At 66.7% G+C, this 12,253-nt stretch carries 10 protein-coding genes and 1 tRNA gene; 9 read left to right on the top strand and 2 right to left on the bottom strand.

The genetic code is table 11. The features are described 5' to 3' along the window. Positions 1–9: 9 nt before the first annotated feature. Both ACVWYO_RS20295 and ACVWYO_RS20290 read right to left on the bottom strand, forming a co-directional pair. Positions 10–909 (bottom strand): SPOR domain-containing protein, encoded by a 900-nt coding sequence (locus tag ACVWYO_RS20295; RefSeq protein WP_457353917.1) that lies wholly within the window; start codon positions 907–909, stop codon positions 10–12. A gap of 2 nt (positions 910–911) precedes the next feature. After that, the gene (locus tag ACVWYO_RS20290) at positions 912–1,958 is read right to left on the bottom strand and encodes a lytic murein transglycosylase (protein ID WP_457353915.1); all 1,047 of its coding nucleotides are present in this window, start codon (positions 1,956–1,958) and stop codon (positions 912–914) included. A gap of 106 nt (positions 1,959–2,064) precedes the next feature. On the opposite strand from ACVWYO_RS20290, the gene ACVWYO_RS20285 reads away from it, so the two are divergent. From ACVWYO_RS20285 to ACVWYO_RS20245, 9 genes are all read left to right on the top strand, one after another. After that, positions 2,065–2,154, top strand: a tRNA-Ser gene (locus ACVWYO_RS20285). A 157-nt stretch (positions 2,155–2,311) separates the two neighbouring features. Further along, positions 2,312–3,391, top strand: a complete 1,080-nt coding sequence (locus ACVWYO_RS20280) for a glycoside hydrolase family 43 protein (RefSeq protein ID WP_457353913.1) — start codon at positions 2,312–2,314, stop codon at positions 3,389–3,391. A gap of 8 nt (positions 3,392–3,399) precedes the next feature. Further along, positions 3,400–4,854 carry a xylulokinase gene (gene xylB, locus ACVWYO_RS20275; protein WP_457353911.1) on the top strand — a complete coding sequence of 485 codons (1,455 nt, stop codon included), beginning with the start codon at positions 3,400–3,402 and terminating at the stop codon, positions 4,852–4,854. Positions 4,855–4,873: 19 nt separating this feature from the next. Next, the gene (xylA, locus tag ACVWYO_RS20270) at positions 4,874–6,184 is read left to right on the top strand and encodes a xylose isomerase (RefSeq protein ID WP_457353909.1); all 1,311 of its coding nucleotides are present in this window, start codon (positions 4,874–4,876) and stop codon (positions 6,182–6,184) included. Between the two features lie 124 nt (positions 6,185–6,308). Beyond that, entirely contained in the window at positions 6,309–7,889 is a 1,581-nt protein-coding gene (locus ACVWYO_RS20265) for an aldehyde dehydrogenase (NADP(+)) (protein ID WP_457353907.1), read from the top strand. Positions 7,890–8,032: 143 nt separating this feature from the next. Further along, the gene (locus ACVWYO_RS20260) at positions 8,033–9,166 is read left to right on the top strand and encodes a fumarylacetoacetate hydrolase family protein (protein WP_457353905.1); all 1,134 of its coding nucleotides are present in this window, start codon (positions 8,033–8,035) and stop codon (positions 9,164–9,166) included. Next, positions 9,163–9,909 (top strand): SDR family NAD(P)-dependent oxidoreductase, encoded by a 747-nt coding sequence (locus ACVWYO_RS20255; protein ID WP_457353903.1) that lies wholly within the window; start codon positions 9,163–9,165, stop codon positions 9,907–9,909. Before ACVWYO_RS20260 ends, ACVWYO_RS20255 begins: the two co-directional genes overlap by 4 nt. After that, positions 9,909–10,775, top strand: a complete 867-nt coding sequence (locus tag ACVWYO_RS20250; RefSeq protein WP_457353901.1) for an SMP-30/gluconolactonase/LRE family protein — start codon at positions 9,909–9,911, stop codon at positions 10,773–10,775. The genes ACVWYO_RS20255 and ACVWYO_RS20250 overlap by 1 nt, the downstream gene beginning before the upstream one ends. After that, complete coding sequence (locus ACVWYO_RS20245) at positions 10,759–12,249, top strand: sugar porter family MFS transporter (RefSeq protein WP_457355073.1); 1,491 nt, start codon at positions 10,759–10,761, stop codon at positions 12,247–12,249. The genes ACVWYO_RS20250 and ACVWYO_RS20245 overlap by 17 nt, the downstream gene beginning before the upstream one ends. Positions 12,250–12,253 lie beyond the last annotated feature (4 nt).

The following is a 12,253-nucleotide window of genomic DNA, read 5'->3' as shown; positions in this document are numbered from 1 at the left end:
TCTCGTTTTTCAGTCGGTGTGGAAAATGCGTGCGTCAGCATAGCCGCGTCGTGCGGCGCCGTCACGTGCGCGCTGCGCACTGGCGGAATCGGCGAAGGGGCCGAGCTGGACGCGGAAGAGCTTGCCGAGCGGAACGACGCGCCCGCCAAGCAGCTTGGCCAGCGCGGCGGCACGGTCGGCAGACGACAGCGCTGCGACCTGTACCATAAGGCCGCGGGCCGGCACCGGCGCAGGCGCGGGCTTTGCGCGAGCGGGCGGCTCGGTCTCGGGTACGGGGCGCGGTTTTACGGGCGCAGGGCGCTGTGGTGCCGGAGCGGGACGGATCGCGCTGACCGCCGGCCGGCTGGGCAAGCGCGGCACGGCGGTGATGCGCTCATTGGGTAGCTTGCGGCGGAGCGCCACCAGCAAGGTCGGCGGTGCGTCGAGCCGCGGCGACGCCGCTTGCCCGGCTTGCAGCGCGCGCAACTCCTGCGGCGACGCGACGACGGTGCGGACGCGGATCCCCGCATGATCGCCGACTCCCAAGGCCGCCGCAGTTCCGGGCATGAGCGCCACCACCGCGCCGCTGCTCGGCGCGACGACCATGGCGATGATCGTCCGTCCGCTGTCGAGCGCGGTCAGCTCGACCGGCGTGCCAGCCGCAAGCGTCGGGTGTCCGACACCGATCGCGACAGTCGCCCAGCGACCTTCGGGCGGTGCGGTGAGCATGGCCGCATAGCCAACGCCGTCCTCGTGGACCTCCCCCGACGTGCCGCGCGGGCCGGCGCCTTGCGCGACTTCGGGCGGCACATCCTGCGGCTTCACTGCGACATCGGACGGCAAGGCCGGCGCGTCGCGCGGATCGCGCTGGGAAACGCCATCGGACGCGAGCAAGGCGCCGAGCAGCGCCAGACCGAACAGCGGCGCCACGCTTATTGCTCGACCGCGTCGGCGAGCAGCCCGACCGACAGCGCGTAGAAATTCGAGCAGTTATAATCGAGGATCACGCGATAATTGCCGGTCAGCAGATAGGCGGTGCGTCCGACACCATCGGGCTCGATCAGCGTCGCCAGCACCGAGTCGCCCGGCCAGCTGCGCGACACCGGCGCGACGCCTAGCGCGCGCCATTCGGCCATCGTCTTCCACCCGCTGTGGCGTGCAAAGACCTTGAGACAGCGCGGCGACAGCAAGCGATTGGCGATCTGGCTGCGGTCGAAGCTGGGCGGGACCGACACCGCGAGGCCCCAGGGCTGGCCCGGCCGCCATCCGGCATTGGTAAAATAATTGCCGATCGAGGCCAGCGTATCAGCGTGGCTCGACCAGATATCGGCGCGCCCGTCGCCATCGCCGTCGCGCGCGAGCCGCAAATAGATCGACGGCAAGAATTGCGGCCCGCCGGTCGCACCGGCCCAGCTGCCGACGAGCTGCGAGCGCGTCACGCCACGGTCCATCATCTGCATCGCGGCGATGAACTCATCGACGAACAGATCGCGCCGCCGGCCTTCATAGGCGAGTGAGGCAAGCGCGCGCGGCAGGTCGAACCCGCCCATCACGCGACCGTAGCTTGTCTCATGGCCCCAGATCGCGACCATGATCGATTCGGGAACACCGGTCTCCTGTTCGATCCGCCGCAGCCGCCAGCGCTCGGCCTGATACGCGCTTCGGCCATTGGCGATGATCGCATTGCTTAAATGCTGCGCCTTGTACGGCGCGAAATCGGGGATGCCGGCATTCGGATTGGCGCCGGGCTGCCCGCGATCGAGCTCGATGACGCGCGGATTGAGCGTCAGCGTCGGGATCACCGCGTCGAGCGTGGTGCGGCTGACCCCTTTCGCCTCGGCCTTGGCGCGCAGCGTGGCCAGATACGCCTGAAAACCGGCATCATCCTGCGCTCCAGCGGCCCCGCCAACCCCCAGGCACAGCGCAGCCGCCGTCAATCCAAGGACGATCCGCGCCCGCAATGTGTGTTTGTCCCGCATAAGCCAACATTGGCACAGCCATGGGCGCACATGAACCCCCAAAGCCCCGCACTTGATCACAAACCTTGCACGAAGCGGCGTCCCGTGGCTATGCGACCGGCGGCGCGGAGAGATGGCCGAGTGGTTTAAGGCAGCGGTCTTGAAAACCGCCGTGGGTGCAAGCTCACCGTGGGTTCGAATCCCACTCTCTCCGCCAGCCACCCGCGCAAATGTCGCCTCCGCTCACGATAACTGGCCGCGCCGACGAAGGCGCGTTCCAAAGAAGGATTGGCTTTTCGAAACCGCTTGCGGCGGCTAAATGTTAGCGCTACCCGTTCGCCATAGCGCGGTTACGCGCATCCGGGAGAGGACCAATGGCTTATCGCTTCGTAGCCGCCGTGGTGGCATGTGGAACAGCATCGCTCGCGCTAGCGCAGGATCGCGCGCCGGACGGTCGACAGTATCTATCGCAGCCGCTCGTCAAATCGATCTACACCGCCGATCCGTCGGCGCACGTGTTCGATGGCAAGATCTACGTCTATCCGTCGCATGACGTCCCGACCGCGACGCCCGACGACGATCTCGGCAACGAATATGCGATGCACGATTACCGCGTCCTGAAGATGGACAAGATCGGTGCCCCGGTCACCGTCGGCCCGGTCGCGCTCGACGTGAAGCAGGTTTCCTGGGCGTCGCAGCAGATGTGGGCGCCTGATGCCGCGTACAAGAACGGCACCTATTACCTGTACTTCCCCGCGCGCGACAAGACGCGTGACAAGAACAAGCTGGGCAAATTCATGATCGGCGTCGCCACGTCGAAAAGCCCGATGGGCCCGTTCAAGGCCGATCCCAAGCCGATCGCCGGCGCCTTTTCGATGGATCCGGCGGTCTTCACCGACACCGACGGCAAGGCCTATATGTATTTCGGCGGAATCTGGGGCGGGCAGCTCCAGCGCTGGAAGAACGGCAAATTCGATCCCAACGGCAGCGATACCGATCTGCTGCAGGACGGCCAGCCCGCGCTGACCGGCAAGGTCGCGCGGATGAACCCCGACATGAAGAGCCTCGCCGAAACGCCGCACGATGCGGTCATCCTCGACGAAGCCGGCAAGCCGATCCTCGGCGGCGACCATGACCGGCGCTTCTTCGAGGCGTCGTGGATGTTCAAGCGCGGTGGGCAATATTATTACACCTACTCGACCGGCGACACGCACTTCCTCAACTATGCGACCGGCACCAACCCCTACGGCCCGTTCACCTATCGCGGGCATTTCCTGCTGCCGGTACAGGGCTGGACGACGCACCATTCGATCATCGAAACCGGTGGGAAGTGGTGGCTGTTTTATGCCGACACGCAGCTGAGCAACAAGAACCACCTGCGGAACGTCAAGGTGACCGAACTCAACTTCAACGCCGACGGGACGATCAAGGCGATCGATCCGCTGGTCAAATAAGGCAGCCGATGTTTCTGGGAATCGATATCGGCACGTCGGGCGTCAAGGCCGTCGTCCTCGACACGCATGGCGCGGTCGTCGGCCAAGGCGTCGCGGCGCTCAGCGTCCAGCGACCGCAGCCGCTGTGGTCCGAACAGGACCCCGAGGATTGGTGGAAGGCAACGAGCGCGGCGGTCCTTGCGATCGACCCCGAAGTCCGGCGGGCGGTCCGCGGGATCGGGCTCGCCGGGCAGATGCACGGCGCGACCTTGCTCGGCGTCGACGACCGTCCGTTGCGCCCCGCGATCCTGTGGAACGACGGCCGCTCGTTTGCCGAATGCGCGGCGCTCGAGGCGACAACGCCCGAGTTCCGCACCGTCGGCGGCAACATCGTCATGCCGGGTTTCACCGCGCCGAAGCTCGAATGGGTGCGACGGCATGAGCCCGAGATCTTCGCGCAGGTTGCGACCGTGCTGCTGCCCAAGGACTATGTCCGGCTGCGGATGACGGGCGAGAAGGCGTCCGACATGTCGGATTCGGCGGGCACGCTGTGGCTCGACGTCGCGGGTCGCCGCTGGAGCGAGACGCTGCTCGCCGCCTGCGGATTGACCGAGGCGCAGATGCCGCGGCTGGTCGAGGGCACCGATGTCGCGGGTCTGTTACGTGCCGACACCGCCGAGGCGTGGGGCATTCCGCAGGTTCCCGTCGCGGGCGGCGCGGGCGACAATGCCGGCGGTGCCGCGGGCGTCGGCGTCGTGACCGACGGCAAGGCGCTGCTGTCGCTCGGCACGTCGGGGGTGATCTTCGTCGCCAACGACGCGTTCCGGCCCAACCCGGCGCGTGCGGTTCATGCCTTCTGCCATTGCCTGCCCGACATGTGGCACCAGATGTCGGTCCACCTCAGCGCGGCCTCGTGCATTGACTGGGTCGCGCGGCTCACCGGCGCGAGCGGCGCTGCCGAACTCTTCCAGCGCGCCGAGGCGGCGGGTGCTGCCAACGGTCCCGAGATCTTCCTCCCCTATCTCTCGGGCGAACGCACCCCGCACAACGACGCGCAGGTCCGCGGCGCATTCGTCGGGCTCGACAACGACACCGATCCCAACCGGCTCGCACAAGCGGTGCTCGAAGGTGTCGCGTTCGCGCTCGCCGACGGGCTTGACGTGCTGCGCGAAGCCGGGACCGAAGTCGCCGAACTCGCGGTGATCGGCGGCGGCGCGCGCTCGCGCTACTGGGGCGAGACGCTCGCCGCAGCGATGGACGTGCCGTTGGTCTATCTCCAGGGCGGCGAAGTCGGCCCGGCGCTCGGCGCTGCCCGGCTCGCGCAGATTGCGGTCGATGGCGGAACCCCCGCCGAGGTTTGCGTTGCGCCGCCCGTCTCGCATCGCATCGCGCCCGATCGGACGCTGACCGAGCGGCTCGCGCCCAAGAAGGCAGCGTTCCGCGCGGCCTATGCCCAGATTTCCCCCCTCACCACTTCCAACTGACACCCCAAGGAGCGCCCCGATGGCCACCGATTTCTTCTCCGACATCCCCCAGATCGCCTTCAAGGGCCCCGAGACCGACGACGAGCTCGCCTATCGCTATTACGACAAGGACCGGGTCGTCATGGGCAAGCGGATGGAAGACCATCTGCGCTTCGCCGCCTGCTTCTGGCACACCTTCTGCTGGCCGGGCTCGGACGTGTTCGGTGGCGGGACGTTCAACCGCCCGTGGCATGCCGGCGCGAACGACGCCGCCGCCGCCGCGCAGAAGCGTGAGGTCGCATTCGACTTCTTCACCAAGCTCGACATCCCCTTCTACGCCTTCCACGACGTCGACGTGATGGCGGACGCCGCCAACATCACCGAGCATCGCCGCAACTTCGCCGAAGCAGTCGATCATCTCGAGACGCTCCAGGCCTCGTCGGGCCGCAAGCTGTTGTGGGGCACCGCGAACCTGTTCAGCCACCCGCGCTTCGCCGCCGGCGGCGCGACCAACCCCAACCCCGAAGTCTTCGCGTTCGGCGCGATGCAGGTCCGCGATGCGCTCGAGGCGACGCATCGCCTGGGTGGCGCGAACTATGTGCTGTGGAGCGGTCGCGAAGGCTATGAGACGCTGCTCAACACCGATCTCAAGCGCGAGCTCGACAATCTCGGTCGCTTCCTGTCGCTCGTCGTCGAGCACAAGCACAAGATCGGCTACACCGGCACGATCCTGATCGAGCCCAAGCCGTTCGAGCCGACAAAGCACCAGTATGATTTCGACACCGCGACGGTGTACGGCTTCCTCAAGCGCTACGGTCTCGAGAACGAGGTCAAGGTCAACATCGAAGCGAACCACGCGACGCTCGCCAGCCACACTTTCGAGCATGAGATTGCGACCGCCGCCGCGCTCGGCATCTTCGGCTCGATCGACGCGAACCGCGGCGATCCGCAGAATGGCTGGGATACCGACCAGTTCCCCAACTCGGTCGAGGAGCTGACGCTCGCCAATCTCGAGATCATCCGGGCGGGCGGCTTCACCACCGGCGGGTTCAACTTCGACGCCAAGGTGCGCCGCCAGTCGATGGACGCGGTCGATCTGTTCCACGGCCATGTCGGCGCGATCGACGTCGTGGCGAAGGGCCTGCTCAACGCAGCCGCGCTGATCGAGGACGGTCGGCTCGATGCGATCAAGACCGAGCGCTATGCCGGCTGGGACGCCGATTTCGGCCAGAAGATCGGCTCGCTCGATCTGGCCGGGATCGCCGATCTCGCGGTCGAGCACAGCATCGACCCGCAGCCGCGCTCGGGCCGTCAGGAGCGGATCGAGAATCTGATCAACCGCTTCATCTGACGAAGCGATCGGCCCGTCCGTTTCGCGCGGACGGGCCGATGTCCGCGCCGAGCCCTGCGCCGATCGCCTTGTACTCTGCGCCGGCAGCTTCTATTATGTCGGACTAATTCAAGGAAGGTTATCTATGATCGACGGAGCGATTTTGGTCGGTGCCGAGCAACGGCAGGCGACGACGCGATTCTCGGGGATCGACCCTTCGACCGGTGCGACCCTCACCCCCGATTTCTCCTCGGCCGGCACGGATGCCGTGGCCGATGCAGCCGCTCTGGCTGAGGCCGCGTTCGTCGATTACGCCGCGACCGATCTCGAGACGCGCGCGCGCTTCCTCGAAGCGATCGCCGATGCGATCGTCGCGATCGGCGACGAGCTGATCGATCGTGCGGTCCAGGAAAGCGGCCTCCCCCGCCCGCGCATCGAAGGCGAGCGCGGCCGCACCGTCGGCCAGCTGCGCCTGTTCGCGACCGTCGTCCGTCAGGGCGACTGGCTCGACGCGACGATCGACCCTGCCCTTCCCGACCGCGCACCGCTGCCGCGCCCCGATCTGCGCCGCGTCAATCTGCCGCTCGGCCCGGTCGCGGTGTTCGGCGCATCGAACTTCCCGCTCGCTTTCTCGGTTGCCGGTGGTGATACCGCGTCGGCGCTCGCCGCGGGCTGCCCGGTGATCGTGAAGGGCCATCCGGCGCATCCCGGCACGGGCGAGCTCGTCGCGCGCGCGATCGCCAGCGCGGTGGCGAAGTGCGGCCTGCCGGCCGGTACCTTCTCGTATCTTCCGGGTGACACCAACGATCTCGGTGGCGCGCTCGTCGCCGATCCGCGGATCAAGGCAGTCGGCTTCACCGGTTCGCGCGGCGGCGGTCTTGCCCTGGTCAAGATCGCTTCGCAGCGCGCCGAGCCGATCCCGGTCTATGCCGAGATGTCGAGCATCAACCCGGTCATCCTGTTTCCGGCTGCACTCGAAGCCCGCGGTGAAGCGCTCGCTTCGGCCTTCGTTCAGTCGCTGACGATGGGCGCAGGCCAGTTCTGCACCAACCCCGGCCTCGTGCTCGCGATCGACAGCCCCGCGCTCGACGCCTTCGTCACCACAGCGGGCGCAGCGCTCGCGGAGAGCCGGCCGGCGACGATGCTCACCCCGGGCATCCATGCCAGCTACGAAAAGGGCGTCGCCGCACTCGCCGAGCATGGCGCGGTCAAGACCGTCGCCCGCGGATGCGCGAGCGACGGCGCCAACCAGGCGGTCGGTGCGCTGTTCGACACCGACGCTGCCGCCTTCCTCGCCGACAGCGCGCTCGGGCATGAAGTGTTCGGTTCGTCCGCGGTTGTCGTGCGCTGCAAGGACATCGCCGAACTGACCCGCGTGGTTGCACAGCTTGAGGGTCAGTTGACCGCAACGCTGCAGATCGATGCCGGCGATCATGCCGAGGCCGCCAAACTTCTCCCGACGCTCGCCGGTCGGGTCGGTCGGATCCTCGCCAATGGCTGGCCGACGGGCGTCGAAGTCAGCCATGCTATGGTACACGGCGGCCCCTTCCCTGCCACCAGCGATGGGCGGACCACGTCGGTCGGGACGCTCGCGATCTATCGCTTTTTGCGTCCGGTCTGTTTCCAGAACATCCCGGCGGAGCTGTTGCCGGTCGCGATCGGCCCCGACAATGCGTGGAACGTCGCGCGCCGCGTCGAAGGCGTCCGCGAAGCGTCGCCGCGGTGAAACCATACGGCCGCGGCGAACACCGGCTCGCCGCGGCCGTAGCGGAACCAGCCGCATCGGACGGGCTTACCCCGCGCTCTTGACACATCGCTTCCGGGTGTGTTGTTAGCGCTATCAGAAAAAGATTGTGGCAGGAGTTGAGGATGGCGGGCAGCAACGACCCACAGCGGTCGGCACTGGCAGCGGACTGGCAGAGCGGAACCTTTCTCGGCCGGATCGAACGTGCCGAGGGTCCGTCACCGGTCCTGCTCGTGCATGGCGAGCTGTTCGACATGGCGCAGGTCGCCCCCACCGTCTCTGCACTCGTCGAGGCGGGTGATTTCACCGGCAAGGGCGGCGAGTCGCTCGGCGCGTTTGATCCTGCGGCGGTAACCTTGCTCACTCCGGTCGATCTGCAGTGCGTCAAGGCATGCGGCGTCACCTTTGCCGTATCGGCAATCGAACGCGTCATCGAGGAACGCGCGCGCGGCGATTCGAGCGCCGCGGCGGATATCCGCGCCAGGCTCGAGACGCGCGTTGGCGGCTCGATCCGTGCGGTCGTGCCGGGCTCGAGCGAGGCGGCCGATCTCAAGCAGGCGCTGATCGACGACGAGATGTGGTCGCAATATCTGGAGGTCGCGATCGGCCCCGATGCCGAGGTATTCACCAAGGCGCCGGTCCTCTCGACTGTCGGCGGCGACGCCGAGATCGGCATTCGCTCGGACTCGACCTGGAACAACCCCGAACCCGAGATCGCATTGCTGGTCGACAGCCGCGGCGTCGTCGTCGGCGCGACGCTCGGCAACGACGTCAATCTGCGGGATTTCGAGGGACGCTCGGCGCTGCTGCTCGGCAAGGCCAAGGACAATAACGCATCCTGCTCGCTAGGGCCGATGGTCCGGTTGTTCGACGACAGCTTCAGCATCAACGATGTCCGCTCGGCCGAATTGCGCCTGCGGATCGAGGGCGAAGACGGCTATGTCCTCGACGGCGCGAGCAACATGGCCGAGATCAGCCGCGATCCGCTCGATCTGGTCCGCCAGACGCTTAGCGAACATCAATATCCCGACGGCCTGGTGCTGTTCCTTGGCACGCTGTTCGCGCCAGTCCAGGACCGCGACGAGCCGGGGCGCGGCTTCACGCACAAGGTCGGCGACAGCGTCTCGATCGAGAGCGCGCGGTTGGGCCGCCTGGTCAATCGCGTCGTCACGTCGCGCGACGCGACACCCTGGACCGTCGGGATCAGCGCGTTTTTCACGAATCTTGCCGCACGCGGCCTGTTGGGAGCAACCAAGTGAGCGGTGCCGTCTATCCTAGTCTCGTCGGCAAGCGCGTATTGGTCACTGGCGGCGGCAGCGGAATCGGGGCTGCCCTGGTGGAGGCGTTCGCGGCGCAGCAGGCACACGTCGCGTTCATCGATCTCGATCAGGAAGCGGGCGAAGCAACCGCGGCGAAATTCGCACCCGGCGGGTTCTACCCATGCGATTTGCGCGACCTCGACGCGCTCGCCGCAACGATCGCCAAGATCTCGACCAAGCTCGGCGGGATCGACATCCTCATCAACAACGCCGCGCGCGATGACCGCCACACGATCGAGGAGGTGACCCCGGCCTATTGGGACGAGCGGATGGCGACAAACCTGCGGCATTTGTTCTTCGCCGCGCAAGCGGTCGTTCCGGGCATGAAGGCTGCGGGCAGCGGCGTGATCATCAATTTTGGGTCGATCAGCTGGCATCTGGGGCTTCCCGACCTCGTCCTCTACCAGACCGCCAAGGCCGCGATCGAAGGCCTGACGCGCAGCCTCGCGCGTGATCTCGGGCGCGACAATATTCGCGTCACGACGATCGTTCCCGGGAATATCAAGACCCCGCGGCAGGAACGCTGGTACACCCCCGAAGGCGAGGCCGAGATCGTCGCGGCGCAATGCCTCGACGGCCGGATCCAGCCGTCCGATGTCGCGTCGCTCGCGCTGTTCCTGGCGTCGGACGACGCACGCATGTGCACCGGCCATGACTATTTCGTGGACGCGGGCTGGCGCTGATGGCCGGCGCGGTACGCTCGGTCCAGCCGATCGGCGCGACCCTCGGCGAGGGGCCGGTCTGGCACGACGCGGCTTTGTGGTTCGTCGACATCAAGCGCCAGCGCATCTACCGCTACGATCCGGCGGCCGATGCCCTCCAGGAATGGGGCGCGCCGGGCGAAGTCGGCTGGGTCCTGCCGCGTGCGGGCGGCGGGATGATCGCCGGGCTGGCGACGGGGCTGCACGCCTTCGATTGCGTAAGCGGGCAGCTCGAGCATCTGTTCGATCCAGAGACGCACCTTCCCGGCAACCGCCTCAACGATGCGACGACCGATGCGCAGGGCCGCATCTGGTTCGGCAGCATGGATAATGCCGAGCAAGACGCGACCGGCCGGCTGTACCGTGCCGAGGCGGCGGGCAGCTTCGATAGCGGACTCGCGCCGGTCGTCATCACGAACGGCCCGGCGATCGCCCCCGATGGCAGCGCGCTCTATCACACCGATACGCTCGGCCGGACGGTGTGGCGGGTCACGCTCAACGATGACGGCACGCTCGGTGTCCCGACGGTGTTCTGCGAAATCGCACGGGGCGAAGGCCATCCCGACGGCTCGACGATCGATGCCGAAGGCTGTGTCTGGGTCGCCCTGTTCGGCGGCTGGGGCGTGCGCCGCTACGACCCCGCAGGCACGCTGATCGAGACGGTGGGCTTCCCCGTCGCCAACGTCACCAAAATCGCGTTCGGTGGCCCCGACTTGCGCACCGCTTATGCCACGACTGCGCGCAAGGGCTTGAGCGAAGAGGATTTGCGCGCGCAGCCACTCGCGGGCAATCTGTTCGCCTTCGACGCGGGCGTGGCGGGCCTCCCGGTTCATCCAGCAAAAATATAAACAGCTTCAGGAGCGGAAAAACGATATGGCGACTACCCAGCCCGACACCCAAAGGGGCAATCTAGGGTTCATTGCGGCGATCGTGGCAGTGGCCACGATCGGCGGACTGTTGTTCGGTTATGACAGCGGCGCGGTGAACGGGACGCAGCCCGGGCTCAAGGCCGCGTTTGCGCTCGACGATGCGGGCCTGGGCTTCACCGTCGGGTCACTGCTCATCGGCTGCGTCGTCGGAGCGTTCTTCGCCGGCACGCTCGCCGATGCTGTCGGTCGCCGCAACGTGATGCGCTACGCCGCCTTGCTGTTCCTGGTCGGCGCGATCGTCCAGGGTGTCGCGCACGACCATACGCTGTTCGTCATCGCTCGCATCTGCGGCGGGATCGCGGTCGGCGCGGCCAGCGTCCTGTCGCCCGCTTACATCTCCGAAGTCGCGCCGCCCAGCATCCGCGGGCGCATGACGACGGTGCAGCAGATCATGATCATCACGGGTCTGACCGCTGCTTTCTTCGCCAATTATTATCTCGCGGCGGCCGCATCCAATTCGGCCAATCCGAACGATGTCGCCTCGCTCAACCCGCTCTGGTTCGGCATTGCGGCATGGCGCTGGATGTACCTGCTGCAGGCGGTCCCGGCGGTCATTTTCTTCATCGCGCTGTTCTTCATTCCCGAAAGCCCGCGCTTCCTGGTGTCGAAGCAGCGGAACGAAGAAGCGCTGGACGTGCTGACCAGCCTGTTCGGCAGCCGCCAGGGCGCGCTGACGCTCGGCGAGATCCAGGCCAGCTTCTCGAAGGACCATCGCCCGCGGCTGTCCGACGTTCTGACGCCCGCAGGTGGCCGCGGCTTCCTCGGCCTGCGCTCGGTCGTCTGGGCGGGGCTGCTGCTCGCGGTGTTCCAGCAGCTCGTCGGCATCAATGTGATCTTCTATTACGGCGCGACCTTGTGGCAGGCGGCGGGCTTCTCCGAATCGCAGGCGTTGATGACCAACATCATCTCGGGCTCGATCTCGATCGTCGCGTGCTTCATCACGATCGGCCTGGTCGACAAGATTGGTCGCAAGCCGCTGTTGCTGATGGGCTCCGCCGGCATGGCGATCACGCTGTTCGCGATGGTCTATGCCTTCTCGACCGGCACGCTCGTCGCCGACAAGCTCACGCTGCCGGGGCATATGGGCCAGCTCGCCGTCGGTGCGGCGCTCGCCTATTCGTTCGCGTTCAACATCAGCTGGGGCCCGGTCATGTGGGTAATGCTCGGTGAGATGTTCCCGAACCAGATCCGTGGTTCGGCGCTCGCGGTGTGCGGCTTTGCACAGTGGTTCGCCAATTACCTCGTCGCACAGTCGTTCCCGATCATGCTGGGGAGCATCGGCCTTGCAAAGAGCTATTCGTTCTACGCGGTCTGCGCGTTGATCAGCTTCTTCCTGGTGCAGAAGTTCATCCACGAGACCAAGGGCAAGTCGCTCGAGGCGATGGAGGGATAAGGCA

The organism is Sphingomonas sp. UYP23, from assembly GCF_054059235.1.
This window is presented reverse-complemented; position numbering and strand designations above follow the sequence as displayed.

What these genes read in the sequence shown, in the direction of transcription:
- ACVWYO_RS20290 (WP_457353915.1), bottom strand. Translation starts at nt 1,958, where the DNA reads ATGCGGGACAAACACACATTGCGGGCGCGGATCGTCCTTGGATTGACG.
- ACVWYO_RS20280 (WP_457353913.1), top strand. Translation starts at nt 2,312, where the DNA reads ATGGCTTATCGCTTCGTAGCCGCCGTGGTGGCATGTGGAACAGCATCG.
- xylB (WP_457353911.1), top strand. Translation starts at nt 3,400, where the DNA reads ATGTTTCTGGGAATCGATATCGGCACGTCGGGCGTCAAGGCCGTCGTC.
- xylA (WP_457353909.1), top strand. Translation starts at nt 4,874, where the DNA reads ATGGCCACCGATTTCTTCTCCGACATCCCCCAGATCGCCTTCAAGGGC.
- ACVWYO_RS20265 (WP_457353907.1), top strand. Translation starts at nt 6,309, where the DNA reads ATGATCGACGGAGCGATTTTGGTCGGTGCCGAGCAACGGCAGGCGACG.
- ACVWYO_RS20260 (WP_457353905.1), top strand. Translation starts at nt 8,033, where the DNA reads ATGGCGGGCAGCAACGACCCACAGCGGTCGGCACTGGCAGCGGACTGG.
- ACVWYO_RS20250 (WP_457353901.1), top strand. Translation starts at nt 9,909, where the DNA reads ATGGCCGGCGCGGTACGCTCGGTCCAGCCGATCGGCGCGACCCTCGGC.